The organism is Ancylobacter sp. FA202 (assembly GCF_000380205.1).
Taxonomy (GTDB): Bacteria; Pseudomonadota; Alphaproteobacteria; order Rhizobiales; family Xanthobacteraceae; genus Ancylobacter.
This window is the reverse complement of record NZ_KB904818.1, coordinates 3,221,284-3,237,602: the sequence shown is the minus strand read 5'-3', so window position 1 is coordinate 3,237,602 and position 16,319 is coordinate 3,221,284. Positions and strand designations below refer to the sequence as shown.

Sequence of the window (16,319 nt, the reverse complement as noted above, 5' to 3'; positions counted from 1 at the left end):
CGCTCCATGCGATCCATCGTTGAGGCCATCGTGGCGCGAGACCTGGCGCCAGCCACGCAGAAGCGGATGGTGGCGGACTTCGCGCGGCAGCGGCTCGCTGATGGCGTGCAAGCCAACCGGCAGGCCACCGGGCGCGAACCGACCTATGAGCAGATCGTTGATGGCCACACCGGCGCGTCGCTCGAAAGCGTCAACCTGCCGGGCCGGATCATCTTTCGCTTCGACGGCGGACTCGGTCGGGTGTTCGAGTGGATCGGTGACATGCTGGTGCAGCACTCACCCTTCGTGACCGGCGAATATCAGCGCTCGCACAGGTTTTATGCCGGCGGGCGGGAGATCGAGCCCGGCGGGAAGGTGCCGCCGGCCGATGAATATGTGTTCCTGTCGGTCGCGCCCTACGCGCGCCGGCTGGAGAAGCACTATGGGCCGGCCGGCATCTATGAGGCCGTTGCAGCCCTTGCCAATGCGCGGTTTCGCGACGTCGCTTCCGTCAAGTTCACATTTCGGACGCCGCAGGAGTTTGGCCTGCATCCGCCCGTTTCGTCGGGGCGCTCCCGTGCCCGCGCTCGTGAGCGAGCCGCCCGCGTTCCCGCCATCGTCATCGCAGGAGATCGCTCATGGTAGCGCTTCGGGAAGTTCGAGAGATTGATATCAAGGCGACCGTCAACGGCGTTGATCAGGCTACGGATAAGCTTGATGGCCTCGCCAGAGCGGATGATGCCGTCGTGGCAGCTGGTGAGCGCCTCGAGCGCTCCACCGCCAGCGTGGGCCGCTCGCTGGAGCGCTGGAACCGGACGCTCGATACTGGTTATACCGCCAGCAAGCATCTGGAGAAGGCAACGCGCGACCTGGCCGCCGCGCGGGCGGACGGCCTCATAACAGTGGAGCGGCAGAACCAGTTGCTCTCCATGGCGCATGCCCGGTATGGCGGCGTCTCCGATCAGATCAAGGGGGTGAACGACAACACCAAGCTCGCCACTCATGAGGTCGGCCTCATGGGTGCGCAGTTCATGGACCTGGGCGCCCAGATTGCCGGCGGCGGCGGTCTGTTCCTGCCGATCATCCAGCAGGGCGGGCAACTCGCTGGCCAGCTTGGCGACAGGGGCCTCAAGGGGGCCTTGGGTGCGCTCGGCGCCGGCCTGATGGCCTTCGTCACCAACCCGCTCAATCTCGCCGTACTGGGCCTCGCCAGCGCCGGGGCGGCGGCTACGTGGTTCTTCTCGACGGTTGGCGATGGCGCCAAGTCAACCGAGGACGTGTTCAAGGCACATGAGGACATCATCGGCCGGATCGGCGACCGCTACGGCGATGCCACAGCGGCCGCCCGCGACTACGCCGAGGAATCTAACGCCATCCTCCGGCGCGCCGCCGAGCAGAGCGCCGCCGCGCTGCGGGAGCAGCTGGCAAACCAGTCTCAGGCGCTGCTCAGTCAACTCGGCACCAGCGTGCAGGCGCAGCGCCCCGAAGCCTATGGCCAGATCGCCAACGGTTTCGATCAGCCGCTTTTCAGCGCGGACGCACGCTTCGCACCCTTCAAACAGCAGATCGACGACCTGACGACGTCCATCGCGGCCGGGACGCCGAAGATCACCGAGTTTCGCGAGGCGGTGAACGCCCTCGCCGCCGCGAACCCCGGCAATGGCCGGATGCGCCAGCTTGCCGACGAACTGCTGGCGTTGACCGATGAGGCCAGCAAGACGGCCCGCGCGCTCCCCGGCGCAGCTGCGGCGCTCCAGGCTCTCAGCGGGGCGGCGAGCGACGGCGTGCCGTCTCTCCGCACCTATGCCGATAGCGTGAAGGCGATCACCGACCTGGTGCCCGCCCTCGCGGCGCAGCAGAAGGTGATTTCCTCGCTCGCCGCCATTGACGGCAATCTGGCCAACGCTCTGGCGAAGTCCGCCGCCCTCGGCGGTTCCGAGGGCGCCATAGCTGCCCGCGCCGCGCAGCTTGAGGCGAATGCGCAGCGTGCCCGCGATGCCGTCACCGGCCTGACGGATGCGCAGGACAGGGCCAAGACCTCGCTCGAAGCCTACACCCGGTCCTCTATCGTTGCCGGGTTGTCGCCCCGCGAGGCGGCACTCGCTCGCGAGAATGATGCCTATGGCAAGCAGATCGCCCTGCTGAAGGATGCGAACGCGGCGCAGGCCGATTACGACCTGGCCAACGAAGCACACCAGCGCAGCCTTGCCGCCATCGGCAGCCAGTACGGCGCGGACGGCAACAAGCTGCGGCGCGGTCAGGGCGCGGCGGACCTGTTGCAGGACCAGCGGGCGCAGATCGAGGCGCTGGAGCTGGAAACCCGGCTGATCGGCACCAACGAGGCGGAGCGGGGCAAGCTCGTCGCTCGGCTTCAGGCCGAGCAGGATATGCGCTCGCGGGGCATCAGCCTGCTTTCCTCCGAGGCCGATGAGATCCGTGGCAATGCCGAGGCCATCGCCGGCCTGACGGCGGAATATGCCCGCAAGCAGCTGATGGACGACATCGCCTTTGACCGGGCGCAGACTGCCCGTTCGCCCCTACCGGTGGCGCCGCAAGCGGCCCTTATGATCGCTGTGGAGGTTTGATCATGACGATCATCAATCAGGTCGTGCATCGGGGCGGCGTGATCCTCTTCGCCGATACCGCCGTCGCCGATGAGGTCGGGCGTTTGAGCCGCTTCGCGTCGAAGATACACACGCCGGGCGGCCACCTCTTCGGATGGATGGCCATGGGGTCGGGGGATGGCGCGCGGTTTGTCGCCGAGTGGCTGCCGGCTCATGCTGACTTCGATTATGCGGTGATTGCCCTTCCGGACATCCTGCGGCTTTGGCTGCCCTTTGGGGCCGCGCGGCTCGGCGATAATGCCCATATTCAGGTGCTGTTCGCCGGCTGGTCGGAGAGCCGGCGGGAATGGGCCGGAGCGATCATCGACACGCTGGAGGCGCCCGGCCGCCCGGCCTTCCAGATCGCCGATGCCGGGGTTTGCATCGGTCCCTGCGCCATCGGTGGCGCCATCCGCCCGTTCACGGATGCGGAGATACTCAAGAACATCGCGATCTTGAAGCCGGTGGAGTTTGCCCGCCGGGTGCTCAATGCGCGTCGCCGCGCCAGCGCCCTCCATGACGGAAAGTGTATTTCGGGCGGGGCGGGCGAGTTTGTCACGATCACCGACGATGGCGTGAAGCGCAAGAATATACTCGTTTGGCCTGACGCCGTCGGCGACACGGCCGAGGCCGTCGCAGCGCGCGCCCTGGCGGCGCCCGCGCCCAAGTTTCTGACCTGATAATCGAGGCGCGTCATGAACCTCTCCACCATCCGCACCCATGCCGCCCGCATCGAGGGCGGCGGCTGGGTGAATGATATCCCCGGTTTCGGCGACCTTCGGCTCAAGGTGCGGGGCATCACCAGCACAAGCGCCCGCGCCGCGCAGAAGGCGGCTCTGGCCGGGATGGGGTCGGTAGTACCGACGCCATCCGAAGGGCTCACGGAGGCGCAGGCGTCGGCCGTGACGGGCGCGACGATCCTCGGTGGCATCCTGCTGGGATGGGAGAACCTGACCGGCGACGGGGGCGAGGTGATCGCCTATTCGCCAGAGATGGCCGAACGGCTGGTGAATGCGCCGGATCTTGTCGCGCTGCGGGCGGCAATCTTGTGGGCGGCCGGCGAGGTTGGTAAAGGCGGCTCTGGAGAGTGAGTAAGCTGCACTATCGCTAATATGGGGGCGTCACCGGCGAGAGCAAAAATGGCTGACAATCCATCCTGAAGCCAGATAAGATCTCCGACCACGGGATTTGGGGGGGATCAATGGCTCGAAAAATTAAGGTGGCTGCCGGGGTTCTAAATATACGCCTGCACCCACATACAACTATAAAATATAGTCAGCTGATGATTGATTTATTTAGCTTGAAAAGATCAGTAAAGATACACGGAGATCGTAAGGCGCTGATCTCTCTTATAGATAGATCGAGAGTTTCTGAGGATCAGATTTCCGGAACAATAACAACTTTTATTGATATTGACACTTCGGGAACGTGGTTCGATGCATCTGGAATGCAAGTCGCAACAGAGGACCAAATATCAAGTATAAATATACCTCCGAATTTGTATCCAAATGCCGCTTCATTCTTTTTCTATTTTGATACAGTCAAGCACAAATTATTCATTCAGACTTATTCACAGGGAAAGGTATTTACAATTAATTCAGCTTATAAATTATTCAGAAATCTTGCCGATGACGCGTCGATGGCGAATAAGTACGGTGATATTAAGATAAATGTTGTCCAAACCCATATGGCTTTGGAGAAAATGTTTGGATTAAAGGTTATTAAATCCATAAGCATTATAATTGAAAGACCTAATCCTGACATATTTGCTGACGACTTTGAAGCTCAGATAGAAAAGCATCTTTCTGAGGCGAATAGTCGCCAGCTATCTCTTACTTATCTAGCTGAAAAAGGCCACTCTCTAAAGCCTACAAAGGAAATCAAAGACATTAGCAAATCGGCGCTGGAGAACGGTAAAGTAGAGGTCAACGGGAGAGACGAGACTGGCGCGGTAAAGATCTCTTCAGAGAATTTTCCGAAGGTAATTCAGGATCGATATGACCCTGATCTCGTTTCTGAGGATCAGGCCTTCAGAGGCCTCGTTGCGACAAATGGTCAGTCAACGTGAGTAGCAAATCGCAAACAGCGGCTCTTTATAGAAGCATACGCAGATATTTTTCTGCGTATGGCGGATGGCGTAGTATTTTATATTCTCCACTTTTCTTCGTTGCGATTATTTTGACGGCGGCGGATTACAATAATTGGATGAAGGCAGAATGGGTTGATCAAAGTAAATCCATTCTTCCTAATCTGCTCGGATTTAGTTTAGGAACATACGCTATCTTATTTAGTCTATTAACTAATAGAGTTAAACGAAGTCTTCAAGCAACAACAAACGAAAGAGGGATTAGCAATCTCGAAGTCGTTAACGCAACGTTCTTTCATTTTATTTTTATTCAGCTTTTAGCAATACTGTGGGCAATGATGTTTTCTGGATCTATTATTGTCGATGCATTTAAATTCAGTCTGCTTATTCAATATAAGCATTTGTTCGTTTTTCTGTTTCTATTTGGATCTTTTGTCGGACTTTTGCTTCTGAATTATTCTCTAATGCTGATATTGGGCTCTGCGCTGGCAATTTATCGTCTCGCCGGAATTACGGATAGAGGCGAGGATGCGCCTAGCGAAATTGAACTGCGGATCGCCAACGTTTTGGAAAAGATCGAGAAAAAACTACGCGATTGAGATTCTCGCGACGACTCTTGTCGCGGTGCGGCCTAGCGTCGATGTCAGCTTCCCATAGCTTTCCTCAACCTAACGCCCGGCCCTTCGCCGTTCTCGGCGACGAAGACGACGCCGGCCTCCTCCAGCGCGCGCTGGATTGCCTCGACGGTGCGGGGCTTCAATTCCTCGCCCGCCTCCAGGCGCGTAATCGTCGTCGGCGAAACCTTGGCCAAGTCCGCTAGGTCGCGGACGCCGAGTTGAAGCGCGGCGCGAGCCATTCGACATTGAGCGGCGTTCAATGTGGCACCCTGTAACAAAAAAGGTTTGACGTAACCCATATCGACATGGCAAATCAGTCACGTCGTAACAATTCTGGTTCGTTATACCACAGGAGCACGCGCATGGACATCCATGTTCGCGAACGGGAAAGCCGTGTCCCCAGCCGGCGCCAGGCACTTTGCGTTGGCGCGGCACTTGTCACCGTGCCGGCGGGCATTCTGGCGCTGGTGACGCCTACGCCGGGCCAAGCGGCGCCGGTGCCCGATCCGATCTTCGCGCGCATCGCCGAGCACAAGCGGCAGATGGCGCCGGTGCAGGCCTGCGACACCACGCGCGACGGCGAGGATCGGCTCGCCGAGCTGTGCGACCTCGCCGACGATGCCTTTGTGAGGGTGCTGGAGACGGTGCCGACCACGCTGCCGGGCCTGCTCGCCCTGGTGCGCTACGTTAGGGAAGCGACGCCTGATCTCGCGCTCGGGATGCAGGAGACGGAAGAAGGCGAGAGCTTCGAAGGATTGTTCCTCGCCTCGCTGGAAACCAGCCTCGACCGGATGATCGCGGAGGCACGGGCATGAACGCTCACACCCGCGAATTCGTGATGGTGGAGCGTCGGCAGCTTCGCGAGCGCGCCGAGCGCACCATTGAGGCACTCATCGCCATGCTGGATGAACTCGACGGCGAGCCGGACCTCGAGGGCGACGATCTTGAGGACGACGGCGACCGAGAGCGAGACGAGGCTGAAGACGGCCTCGGCGATTGGGAGGGGCTCATCGAGCAGCACGGCGGCTCGTGGAATGGGGTGAGCGTCCTATGATGAACCGTCGCAAGCTTCTGCTCAGCGCCACCCCGGCACTCATAGCCACGCCCGCTGTTGCCGCTATGGGAATTCCCTTCTCGCTCCCCGCCCCGGCGCTGATAGCCGCCCCCGCTACTGCCGCAGCGGAAATTCCCGTAACGCTCCCCACCTCCGCCCCCGCGCCCCATGAGCGCATCGAAGCAGCCATGGCTGAGATCCGCGATGCGTTGGCGGAGATCTATCCCGGCTGTGAAATCTCCAGCCGCGTGAACCTGCGCGACGGTTCGGGTGGCTTGGCGCTCGGCGCTTATCCGCTCAAGGGCTATGAGGTGCGGTACTTCTTTTGCGACGATCCGGAGAGCTGGTCGCCAGCGGTAAGCACGCGGGACGAATGATCCATGCCGATGGGAGCGCCCCGTGGGGGAGTGAACGAGCGGACGCTGTCAAAGGGCTACGTCTGCCATCTTCGGCGCGAGATTTTCCTCTTGAAAATTTCAAGAGGGTATCGTACCTCTTGGTAATCACAGGAGGTGAAAATGTCGGTTGTTACCAAGCTCACTACTGTCGCCGCTTGCCGCGTCGCTCGCATCCATCGCGATCGTTTCAATGAGCATGTCGCTTCGGGGCGCTTTTCGTGCGCACCGGACACGATGCCCGGGCGGGCGCGGCTTTTCGACCCCGATGACATGATCGGGCTGTGGCTCTTTCGCGAGCTGATGGATGACGGCTTCGACGCGACCCGCGCCGGTCGCATTGCATGCTCGGTCGCGGAATGCGCCCGCCTCAATCCCGAGGCGCGCTCGATCTCGTATGTGCAGGACTATTTCCAGCCCGTCGGCGGCCGCGCATTTCCGGCGGACAAGGTGCCGGATGCTTCCAAGTGGGACAGCGTGAAATTCAACGGCACCGACATCCGCAAGGTCACGACGTTCCGCATTGGCAAGCTGCGGGAGATGCTCGCGCACTACACCGAAGAGGAGCGCGCCATCGTCGGTGAGCGGGATGGCGACTAGGGGGTGGGCGCAAGTGCTTAATCCTTCCCAAATCATCCGCGGCACTAAGGCTATAGCTCACGAGCTGGGCTGCTCGCCGCGCACCATTAGCAAACTAGTCGCCGAGAAAAGGCTCCCGGCGCGGCACGGCTTCTCCGGCGGCCGAACGTCTCCCCTCGTCATCGAGCGCAAGGCGCTCGATGCCTTCAAGCGCGGCCAAGAGGACTAAAGGAAATGACGCGGCGCAGCGACACCTTCCGCTATGAAGGCGCGTTTCCCTGCGAGGCTGAGGTTGCACGGCGCCTTAGCCAGGATGCGAAGTCTTGGACTGCCAAGGCCCACATGCTGGAACGCGAAGGGCTGCCGCGCATCGACCCGATCATGGGCGGCCGCTACTGGCCCGCCGTTCAAGCCTTCTGGCATCGCCGCTACGGCCTCTCTACCGTTCAGGTGTCTCAACCTGATGGAGAGGAGAACCTCGATGCGCTCCGCTAATCTCGATGCGCCCGGCCTGAAGCGCCGGCATAACAAGGACGGCACCACCCGGTTTAGCTGGGTGGCTCGCGACGATATCGCCAAGGCCGGCTACGAACCGAAGACTGTCCGCCTGCATTACAACCTCGACGACCCGCGCGAGCGGCTTCTTGCCGAGGCCATGTGCCGCAAGCTGCAAGCGGAAATGCTAGCCTGGCGTGCCGGGCACCGGCAGACCCGCCGCCCCTTTGACGGCACGGTTTCCAGCCTCGTGCGGCTCTACCAAACCGACGAGGCCTCGCCCTATTTCGAGCTGAAGCACAACACGCGGGAGACCTATGACCAGGTGCTCCGGGTGATCGACCGCGCCTTCGGCAAGCGCGTCCTGTCCAATCTCGCCCTCGCCGACTTCCGCCGCTGGTACGAGGAGGCGAAGAAGCCGCGCGAGCCGGACGGCCCGGAGCGCGTGCGCAAGGCGCATGGCATCATCAGCATGTTCCGGCGCCTGTTCGCCTATGGCATCGCCGCCGAGCATGCCGGTTGCGCCCGGCTCGCCAGCATCCTAGACGCCACGCGGTTCAAACAGTCCAAGCGGCGGCGTATCCGCCTGGAACGGCACCATGTTGAGGCCTTCATCCCCAAGGCGATCGAGGCCGGACGGCTCTCCCTCGCGCTGGGCACGGCGCTGCAGTTTGAAACCGGCATGCGCCAGAAAGACGTGATCGGCGAATGGGAGCCGCACGTCGCGCGCTCGGAAATCGGCGGCATCATGCTCAAGGGCAAGCGCGGCCGGCGCATGCTCCGCTGGGTGAATGGCCTGACTTGGGCGGACCTTGCGAACCGTTCCGTGTTCACGAAGGAGACGACCAAGACCGGCGCACTCGTGTCGCATGACCTCTCGCTGTGCCCGATGACGCTGGCGCTGCTGGCGGAGGTGCCGGCGGCGGCAAAGGTCGGGCCGCTCATTATCGACGAGCACGCCAGCCGCCCCTACGCCAAGGATGCCTATGCCCGCGAGTGGCGTTTGATCGCCCGCGCGGCCGGCATCCCGGACGAGGTGTGGAACATGGATGCGCGCGCCGGCGCCATCACCGAGGCCGAGGACGCAGGCGCTGACCTCGACGAAATCCGTGGCGCCATTGGCCACACACAGGCGTCCACGACGGCCCGCTATTCGCGCGGCGCCGTGGGCAAGAGCCGCAAAGTTGCCGAGCTTCGGCAGGCGCATCGCGCCGGCCGGAACGAGTCGTAAACAGACATGGGGAACGCGATGGGGAACGTGGGGAACGTGTAGTTCAGCGGTAGGCCGGCAAACCGTTGGTTCGCAACGGTTGGCGCTGGAGCGGGCGAAGGGAATCGAACCCTCGTATGCAGCTTGGGAAGCTGCCGTTCTACCATTGAACTACGCCCGCTCAGGCAGGCGGCACCTTAATGGCGCGGCGCGGGCGCTTCAAGTCCCCCGGCATGCGCTTCACAGGAGAGAGCGGGAGGGGACATCGCTATCACCGGCAAGGCGCAGCGTAACCTGGCGTTCTGAGTATCGCGACGAAGTCGCCCGCCAAAGTCGACCTATCTGCATTGTCGCGGTGACTGGCCGCAGCGATGGGAGCATAGATTGTCCTGACGGAGGAAAGACCAAGCTGCCGCGATGGCGCATCTCGTTCTGCTCAAGGATCGGACGAACAGGACGCATGCGGCCTTCATGTCCGACCGGCACCTCACCGCGCGCGGTCCCGCCAGATACGATCGGACACCTCGCCCAGCGGGCCATCCCGGAGCACCGGGAGTGGTTCGCTCGCCGCTTCTGTCGGGCAAACCTGAGCCCGCAGGACCAGGGAATGCCGGTCGACGGGCACCAACGCCGCCGGGCCATCCTCCGGCGGAACCATTAGTGGCTCGCGGAGCGCCGTTGCTGGGGCAGTCATTTGCCTATCGGGCTGATGGTGATCAGGGAATCAGGCCCTGACGGCTGGAGGATTCCTCTATCTTGGTCACCACCGCTGCCGACCCGGTAAGCGGCCATTTAACCGGGTTGGCGCCCTTGATCTGGGTAGTCAGCAGCTTGCCGTTCCTCAGGGCGGCGACAAAGCGATCGTCCACCCTCGCCTCACCCGCACCTTCGGGGTAAAGCCGAACTGGGCATCCACGCGGCGCCCGTCGAGCACGATAACGCCGCCCCCAAACCCTTCCGTCTGGTCGGCAGGGACGCGCAGTTCCCAGCCACGGGTCTTTTTCTGAAGGATGAGGAAGCCGCCAGGATGGCTGATCGACCCGGTGCAGCCGATGAATTCCGGCCCGGCGGTCAGCGAGACGACCTCCCAACCGCGAGCGGCAGTTCCCGCCCTTGCGGGCGAGCGCGTCCTTGCCACCGTCGGGGGCTGGCGGCTCATTCTCACCCTCAACAGCGACAGCAGTTTCAACCGCTGCATCCTCCACGCCGACCAGTATGGCCAGGTGCTGCAGGTGGCCAACAATGCAGAGGATTTTAGCGTCTCGGTTCCGGCCTCGGGCCACAAGAACGGAGCCGACGGGACCATCGGCGTCAACGGCAACCAGCCGGAACACTTCCGCTTCACCCCCACTCGTGACCGCGCCTGGACTGTGATGAGCTGGGACATGTCCCAGCTTTTCGAAACGGCACGCACGATCGAGGTTGGGATTGGCAATCGCGAGTTCCAGTGGAAGCTTCGCCACACGGAAAAGGCGGTGATCCGGTTGACCGATTGCGTCAATGAATATGCGCCCTGAAGCACTGAAACGGCCAGCCGGGCACGTTTGTCATCGAGGATCGTGGCCAACGCACGGCCGCGGAAAGCCCTGGACTGGAAGACGCCGGCTGAAGCGCTTGACGCGCTGCTCAAGCAAGCCGAAAAATGACCCGTTGCGACGACCGCTTGAATCCGCCGAGTTGCCCCCCGGCCCCAGTTCCAAGGTCCGCGGGGCAATGAAGCAGATTCCGATCCCTAAAGGGGCACAGAAAAAGCTCTTTGGATTCAGAGTTCGGCGATAGCGCTATCGGCCACCGGCGCCTTGGCGGCATGGTGGCCGTGCGCGCCCACCTCGTCGAGGCTGACGCCTGTCGTCTCGATACGGAACCACCAGGTGACGGCGGCACCGAGCAGCGACATCGCCACAAGGCCATAGAGCAGCGCCTGCTGGCCGATGGAGGCAAGCATAATAGGGAAGCCGAAGGCGGTAAGCACGGCACCCATCTTGGCAAAGGCGGCCGCAAAGCCCGCGCCCTTGCCACGAATGGCGGTGGGGAACACTTCGCCGGCCAGCAGGTATGTCTGCGCGTTCGGGCCGAGATTGGTCATGAAGTTGAACATCATGAACCCGATAAAGATGAGCGCCGTCCCCATCGCACCGTCGTAATAGGCGGAGAAGGAGGCGATCAACAGGCCAGCGGCGCAGCCAATGAAGCCGAGGATCTGCAGTGGGACGCGGCCCACACGGTCGGCGAGTGCCACCGCGAAGATGATGCCCACGATGAGCAGTACGTCGATCATGGCCGCGCCCTCGGCGGCGGCGATGTCGTTCTGTATGATCTCGGCGATGTTGCGGGCATTGTCACTGTCATGGCCGAGTGTCGCGGCGAGGATGGTGGGGGTGAAGATGCCGATGCCATAGGTCGACAGGTCCTGCAGGAACCACGGCGCCGAGGCAAGAATGGTTGCGCGGCGGTTTCGGCGGGCGAAAAGCGCCGTCCAACCGCTGGCACCGGCCTCAGCCTTGTGGGGAGCCGAGAGCACCACCTTTTTCGGATAGGCCGGCTTGCGCTGCAGCAGGCGGGCGGTTTCGCGCTCGGCTTCGTGTTTCCGGCCACGGGCGAAAAGCCAGGGCGCGCTCTCTGTGACGAAGAAGCGGCCGGCAAGCACAACCATGGCTGGGATGATGGCTGCGGCATACATCCACCGCCACGCCGTGACGTCGGCATCGAATGTGAGGACGACATAGCCGACACCCGTGCCGACTAGGGCACCCACCGCCTGGAAGGCGAACGCACCAAGCACGAGGCGGCCACGGGCACTCGTGGGGATGCTCTCGGAAATGATGAGATGCGCCGTCGGGTAGTCACAACCGAGCGCAAGGCCGATGCCGAACAGGAAGACGACCAGCCAGGCGTAGCTGGGCGCCACGGACAACAGCATCAGGAAGATGATGAACAGTACCATCTCGACGATGAACATGAGCTTGCGGCCGAACTGATCGGCAAGGCCACCGAGCAGCAACGCGCCCACCAGGATGCCAGCAAGCGAGGCGGCACCGACAACCCCGTGCTCGACCGCGCCGAGGCCGAATTCGTTGGCGATCAACGGCATCGCCACGCCGGTCATGAAGACGACAAGACCTTCGAAAAATTTACCGGCAGCCGCGAGGCCCCAGATGCGCCATTGCATCGCCGTCATCGGCGTCACCGGCACCGGCGTACCGTCCGGCCAGTTCGGCCGCTCGTCGATGTAGAATTGAACCGTCCTGCCAATGGCGGGCTCGTGACTCGCGTGGGGGAGGTGCTCGTGCATCAAGGATCCTGCATCGTACGGCGGAGGTAAGATGCAACGTGATCACCTCGCGTGAAAGGCGCGTGACGATGCCCGCCTGCCAGGATCGCGCCATTTCAACCAAAACTCGCCGCCGATCGTATGTCCGCAGACCCCCCTCCTGCCGAAAGCGACCGTCCCGCGCCCCGCGCAGGACACGGCGCGGGGATGCGCGGACGGTAGTGGCGTCGCGGCCCCGGCGCGATTAAGGAAGGGGCTACAGACATTTTTCCGATGGCTCCCCTCGACGCCTGACGAGACTGCGACATAGGCGGACCAGCCGTGACCTTCATGACGACGAACCCGGCGCTTGCCCAAGCGCTGGCCGAACGGGACTATAATAACCCCACTCCGGTGCAACTGGCCGTGCTGGCGCCAGAGGCGGCAGGGCGCGACCTACTGGTGTCGGCGCAAACAGGTTCCGGCAAGACCGTGGCCTATGGCCTCGCCATGGCCGAGACGCTGCTGGGCAGCGAGGAGCGCCTGCCGCACGCGACGGCTCCTCTCGCGCTGGTAGTGGCCCCCACCCGTGAATTGGCGCTGCAGGTGCAGCGGGAATTCGCCTGGCTCTATGCCGCGACGGGCGCGCGCATCGTTTCCTGTGTCGGTGGCATGGATCCGCGCCAGGAACAGCGCCTGCTGAACCAGGGCGCCCATATCGTTGTCGGTACGCCGGGGCGGCTGCGCGACCACCTGGAGCGCGGCCGGCTCGATCTCTCCGCGCTAAAGGTCGTCGTACTCGACGAGGCCGACGAGATGCTCGACCTCGGCTTCCGCGAAGATCTTGAATTCATCCTCGACGCCACCCCGCTGGAGCGGCGCAGCCTGCTGTTCTCCGCCACCATGCCCCGCGGCATCACCGCGCTGGCCAAGCGCTATCAGCGGGATGCCCTGCGCATCGAGGTAGCGAGCGCTGAGGGCGGGCACGCCGATATCGAATACCGCACCATCCGCATCGCGCCGACCGAGATCGACCATGCGGTGGTCAATGTGCTGCGCTTCTACGACACGCCGAGCGCCATCGTATTCTGCAACACGCGCGAGGCGGTCCGCCGGCTGCACGCCATGCTCCAGGAACGGCAGTTCTCGGCCGTCGCACTGTCCGGCGAGCTCAGTCAGAACGAGCGCAACCATGCCCTGCAAGCACTTCGGGACGGGCGGGCACGGGTGTGCGTCGCCACCGACGTCGCCGCGCGCGGCATCGACCTACCCAATCTCGGCCTCGTCATCCATGCCGACCTACCCAACGACGCCGAGAGCCTGCAGCATCGCAGCGGCCGCACCGGGCGGGCGGGGCGCAAGGGCGTGAGCGTGCTTCTTGTGCCTCCTTTCCGTCGCCGGCGTACCGAGGACCTGATGCGCGGGCTCGGCATCACGCCGGCCTGGTCCGGCCCGCCGACCTCGGAAGAGATCCGCAAGCTCGATCATGAGCGCATGCTGCGCGACGCGCTGCTTACCGACGAAGCGAACGAAGAAGACCTCGCCGCCGGCCGCACCCTGCTCGCTGCCCACGCGCCCGAGCACCTGGCGGCCGCGCTGGTCCGGCTTTATCGCGCCGGCCTGCCGGCGCCGGAGGAAGTCGCCGACCCCGGCGAGCCGCGCGGCGGCGCCGTGCGCGACCGCGCTGCCGACCGGGAGTTCGGCGGGCCATCGGGCGGCGGCAGCGTGTGGTTCCGGCTCAATGTCGGGCGCCGCAGCAATGCCGATCCCAAATGGCTGCTGCCGCTGATCTGCCGTCGTGGCAACGTGACGCGCAAGGAGATCGGGATCATCCGCATCCTCGACGAGGAGACCGCCTTCGAGGTGAGCCGCGCTGCTGCCGATCGCTTCGGCAAATCGGTACGCAAGATCGAGGGCGGCGACGTCGTCATCGAGCCTCTGCCCGGCGGGCCATCGGAGGAACGTTCGTCGCGCCCCCCGCGCAGCCGACCATCGCCGGAACGCCCGCAGCGCGAGAGGCCGGCGCAGGACAGACCCGCCTACGCCAAGCCGGCGCATGAGAAACCTGCGTACGAGAAGCCTGCGTACGAGAAGCGCGAGCCGGCCCCGCGGCACGAGCCGGCCAAGGGGAAGCCGGCCGACAGCCGGCCGGAGCGTGGCGGGCCGGAAGGCGGCACGTATGAGCGCAGCAAGCCGGCGCACCGCAAGGGCGGGGCTGAGAAGCCGCGCGAATGGAACCCGCTGGCGAACAATGAAAGCGAGCGGCCGGCGAAGCCCCCACGCCCGAAGACGTTCGAGGACAAGCCGCAGGGCAGGTTTGAGAACCGGAAGCCGGAGGGCAAGGGGCTTCCCGGCAAGAAACCCGGCGGCAAAGCGCCCTTCGCCAAGCCCTCTGATGGCACCAAGCCCTATGCCAAGCCAGCCAAGAGCAAGCCGCCGCGTCGGACTTGATGGCACGAGGGACGGAGATATACGCCATCGGCCGTTAGCCCGGCCCAAAAAAAACGGGACGCAGCGATGTCGCCGCGTCCCGTGTTGCTGAGGTTGAGCCGACACCCGATGGCTTCACCGAGTGTCGGCTGAAAGTAAGCTCAGACCACTTTGACCGTAAGCGAGCCGACGCCGTCGACGCCGCCCTCCATGACATCGCCCCGAACAATGGCGCCGACACCGGCCGGCGTGCCGGACATGATGACGTCACCCGGCTCAAGCTCGAACAGGCCGGAAAGGTAGGAGATCATCTCCGGCACCTTCCAGATCATCTGGTTGAGGTCGCCGACCTGACGCTGCGTGCCGTTGACGTTCAGCCACACCTTGCCAGCGGCGGGATGGCCGATGACCGAGGCCGGCACCAGCGCCGAGCAGGGGGCGGAATCCTCGAAGGCCTTGCCGATCTCCCAAGGGCGGCCAAGCTTCTTGGCCTCGCCCTGCAGGTCGCGGCGGGTCATGTCGAGACCCACGCCATAGCCCCACACGTGATCGAGCGCGGATTCCACCGGGATGTTCACACCGCCCTTGCCGATCGCGACCAGCATTTCCAACTCGTAATGCACGTCGCTGGACTTGTCGGGATAGGGGAAAGTGCCGTCAGTAATGACGTTATCGGGGTTCTTCTGGAAGAAGAACGGCGGCTCCTTGTCGGGATCATGCCCCATCTCGATGGCGTGCTCGGCGTAGTTGCGCCCGACGCAGTAGATGCGGTGGATCGGGAACAGCTGGTCCGAGCCTTCGACGGGCAGCGTCGGAATGCCAGGAGGCGTGATCACATAGACGGAAGTGTCGATAGGCGCGTTCATCAGCGTACTCCTGCGTAGTAGTCGACGCGTTTCTCAATGCTCTCGATCAGGGCTGACAGCCCCATCGCGGCGGCGAAAAGGATGATGGTCAGGGCCCAGAAGTTCTCCATGTCGAAATTGCGCGAATAGAGCTCGAACAATTCGCCATAGCCGATGATCGCCACCAGAAGCTGGCCAATCACCACGCCCTTGACGCCGCGCACCACGCCCAGCCGGATGCCGGCGAGAATTTCGGGCAGCGCGGCAAAGAAGATGATCTTGCCGTAGAGCGTCCAGGGCGACGCACCATAGCTGCGCCCCATCTCGACGAGCGAGGGCGGCACTCCCTGAATGCCTGCCCGCGTGTCGAGCACGATGATCCAGACGGCGAACAGGAAAACCGTGACCACCACGGTGGTCTCACCCATGCCGAACAGGATCATCAGCACCGGCACCAGCGCCGAGAGCGGCGCCGAGACAAAGATGTTCACCCAGATGCCGAGCAGGCTGTCGGCCGTGGTCGAGCGCCCCATCAGCACGCCGATGGCGATGCCGACGACGATGGCGAAGAACATGCCGAGCAGGAAGCTGTTCAGCGTGGTGATCGCGGCCGACTGCCAGGTGGCGGTCTGCACCAGCGCCACGGCCGCGACAATCACGTCGGAGAGCGGCGGGATGAGGAACATGGCGCCGGAGCGCCCGACGAGTTCCCAGATGACGCACCACACGAGCAGCGACGCCATCATGGGCACGCGATAGCCAAACAAAGTCATCGC

The 16,319-nt window shown here is 63.3% G+C and carries 20 protein-coding genes and 1 tRNA gene; 15 read left to right on the top strand and 6 right to left on the bottom strand.

Features of this window, described 5'->3' with window-relative positions:
- Nucleotides 1-6 precede the first annotated feature (6 nt).
- The 6 genes from A3M1_RS0114695 to A3M1_RS25910 all read left to right on the top strand — a co-directional run bounded on the left by A3M1_RS0114695 (nucleotide 7) and on the right by A3M1_RS25910 (nucleotide 5,267).
- Complete coding sequence (locus A3M1_RS0114695) at nucleotides 7-624, top strand: hypothetical protein (protein ID WP_198291135.1); 618 nt, start codon at nucleotides 7-9, stop codon at nucleotides 622-624.
- On the top strand, nucleotides 618-2,564 hold the full coding sequence (locus A3M1_RS0114690; RefSeq protein WP_020561370.1) for a phage tail length tape measure family protein: 1,947 nt from the start codon (nucleotides 618-620) through the stop codon (nucleotides 2,562-2,564). Before A3M1_RS0114695 ends, A3M1_RS0114690 begins: the two co-directional genes overlap by 7 nt.
- Before the next feature lie 2 nt (nucleotides 2,565-2,566).
- The gene (locus A3M1_RS0114685; protein WP_018389742.1) at nucleotides 2,567-3,262 is read left to right on the top strand and encodes a hypothetical protein; all 696 of its coding nucleotides are present in this window, start codon (nucleotides 2,567-2,569) and stop codon (nucleotides 3,260-3,262) included.
- A gap of 15 nt (nucleotides 3,263-3,277) precedes the next feature.
- Nucleotides 3,278-3,673 (top strand): hypothetical protein, encoded by a 396-nt coding sequence (locus A3M1_RS0114680; protein WP_018389741.1) that lies wholly within the window; start codon nucleotides 3,278-3,280, stop codon nucleotides 3,671-3,673.
- 110 nt (nucleotides 3,674-3,783) lie between these two features.
- Nucleotides 3,784-4,650, top strand: coding sequence for a DUF4747 family protein (locus A3M1_RS25915; RefSeq protein WP_081620342.1), 867 nt, complete (start codon nucleotides 3,784-3,786; stop codon nucleotides 4,648-4,650).
- Nucleotides 4,647-5,267, top strand: a complete 621-nt coding sequence (locus tag A3M1_RS25910; RefSeq protein ID WP_198291134.1) for a hypothetical protein — start codon at nucleotides 4,647-4,649, stop codon at nucleotides 5,265-5,267. Before A3M1_RS25915 ends, A3M1_RS25910 begins: the two co-directional genes overlap by 4 nt.
- Nucleotides 5,268-5,311: 44 nt before the next feature.
- Here the strand turns inward: A3M1_RS25910 and A3M1_RS0114675 are convergent, their stop codons facing one another.
- Complete coding sequence (locus A3M1_RS0114675) at nucleotides 5,312-5,524, bottom strand: helix-turn-helix domain-containing protein (RefSeq protein WP_018389740.1); 213 nt, start codon at nucleotides 5,522-5,524, stop codon at nucleotides 5,312-5,314.
- 123 nt (nucleotides 5,525-5,647) lie between these two features.
- On the opposite strand from A3M1_RS0114675, the gene A3M1_RS0114670 reads away from it, so the two are divergent.
- The 7 genes from A3M1_RS0114670 to A3M1_RS0114640 all read left to right on the top strand — a co-directional run bounded on the left by A3M1_RS0114670 (nucleotide 5,648) and on the right by A3M1_RS0114640 (nucleotide 9,039).
- On the top strand, nucleotides 5,648-6,100 hold the full coding sequence (locus A3M1_RS0114670) for a hypothetical protein (RefSeq protein WP_018389739.1): 453 nt from the start codon (nucleotides 5,648-5,650) through the stop codon (nucleotides 6,098-6,100).
- Nucleotides 6,097-6,339, top strand: a complete 243-nt coding sequence (locus tag A3M1_RS0114665; RefSeq protein WP_018389738.1) for a hypothetical protein — start codon at nucleotides 6,097-6,099, stop codon at nucleotides 6,337-6,339. Before A3M1_RS0114670 ends, A3M1_RS0114665 begins: the two co-directional genes overlap by 4 nt.
- On the top strand, nucleotides 6,336-6,716 hold the full coding sequence (locus A3M1_RS0114660) for a hypothetical protein (protein ID WP_018389737.1): 381 nt from the start codon (nucleotides 6,336-6,338) through the stop codon (nucleotides 6,714-6,716). The genes A3M1_RS0114665 and A3M1_RS0114660 overlap by 4 nt, the downstream gene beginning before the upstream one ends.
- A 141-nt stretch (nucleotides 6,717-6,857) precedes the next feature.
- On the top strand, nucleotides 6,858-7,334 hold the full coding sequence (locus tag A3M1_RS25100) for a hypothetical protein (RefSeq protein ID WP_018964072.1): 477 nt from the start codon (nucleotides 6,858-6,860) through the stop codon (nucleotides 7,332-7,334).
- Nucleotides 7,324-7,542, top strand: coding sequence for a helix-turn-helix domain-containing protein (locus A3M1_RS0114650; protein ID WP_018389735.1), 219 nt, complete (start codon nucleotides 7,324-7,326; stop codon nucleotides 7,540-7,542). The genes A3M1_RS25100 and A3M1_RS0114650 overlap by 11 nt, the downstream gene beginning before the upstream one ends.
- 5 nt (nucleotides 7,543-7,547) lie before the next feature.
- Nucleotides 7,548-7,808, top strand: coding sequence for a hypothetical protein (locus A3M1_RS0114645; protein WP_018389734.1), 261 nt, complete (start codon nucleotides 7,548-7,550; stop codon nucleotides 7,806-7,808).
- The gene (locus A3M1_RS0114640) at nucleotides 7,795-9,039 is read left to right on the top strand and encodes a hypothetical protein (protein ID WP_018389733.1); all 1,245 of its coding nucleotides are present in this window, start codon (nucleotides 7,795-7,797) and stop codon (nucleotides 9,037-9,039) included. The genes A3M1_RS0114645 and A3M1_RS0114640 overlap by 14 nt, the downstream gene beginning before the upstream one ends.
- Before the next feature lie 86 nt (nucleotides 9,040-9,125).
- Here A3M1_RS0114640 and A3M1_RS0114635 read toward each other — a convergent pair.
- Both A3M1_RS0114635 and A3M1_RS26725 read right to left on the bottom strand, forming a co-directional pair.
- Nucleotides 9,126-9,199, bottom strand: a tRNA-Gly gene (locus A3M1_RS0114635).
- A gap of 535 nt (nucleotides 9,200-9,734) precedes the next feature.
- Entirely contained in the window at nucleotides 9,735-9,887 is a 153-nt protein-coding gene (locus A3M1_RS26725; RefSeq protein WP_018389732.1) for a hypothetical protein, read from the bottom strand.
- A gap of 183 nt (nucleotides 9,888-10,070) precedes the next feature.
- Here A3M1_RS26725 and A3M1_RS0114625 point away from each other — a divergent pair, with 183 nt between their 5' ends.
- Nucleotides 10,071-10,535 (top strand): hypothetical protein, encoded by a 465-nt coding sequence (locus A3M1_RS0114625; RefSeq protein WP_018964073.1) that lies wholly within the window; start codon nucleotides 10,071-10,073, stop codon nucleotides 10,533-10,535.
- A 245-nt stretch (nucleotides 10,536-10,780) separates the two neighbouring features.
- Here the strand turns inward: A3M1_RS0114625 and A3M1_RS0114620 are convergent, their stop codons facing one another.
- Complete coding sequence (locus tag A3M1_RS0114620; protein WP_018964074.1) at nucleotides 10,781-12,310, bottom strand: MFS transporter; 1,530 nt, start codon at nucleotides 12,308-12,310, stop codon at nucleotides 10,781-10,783.
- A gap of 309 nt (nucleotides 12,311-12,619) precedes the next feature.
- On the opposite strand from A3M1_RS0114620, the gene A3M1_RS0114615 reads away from it, so the two are divergent.
- On the top strand, nucleotides 12,620-14,719 hold the full coding sequence (locus A3M1_RS0114615) for a DEAD/DEAH box helicase (protein WP_245261684.1): 2,100 nt from the start codon (nucleotides 12,620-12,622) through the stop codon (nucleotides 14,717-14,719).
- A gap of 140 nt (nucleotides 14,720-14,859) precedes the next feature.
- Here the strand turns inward: A3M1_RS0114615 and A3M1_RS0114610 are convergent, their stop codons facing one another.
- The gene (locus A3M1_RS0114610) at nucleotides 14,860-15,564 is read right to left on the bottom strand and encodes a fumarylacetoacetate hydrolase family protein (RefSeq protein ID WP_018389728.1); all 705 of its coding nucleotides are present in this window, start codon (nucleotides 15,562-15,564) and stop codon (nucleotides 14,860-14,862) included.
- The gene (locus A3M1_RS0114605) at nucleotides 15,564-16,316 is read right to left on the bottom strand and encodes an ABC transporter permease (RefSeq protein ID WP_018389727.1); all 753 of its coding nucleotides are present in this window, start codon (nucleotides 16,314-16,316) and stop codon (nucleotides 15,564-15,566) included. The genes A3M1_RS0114610 and A3M1_RS0114605 overlap by 1 nt, the downstream gene beginning before the upstream one ends.
- Nucleotides 16,317-16,319: the final 3 nt, after the last annotated feature.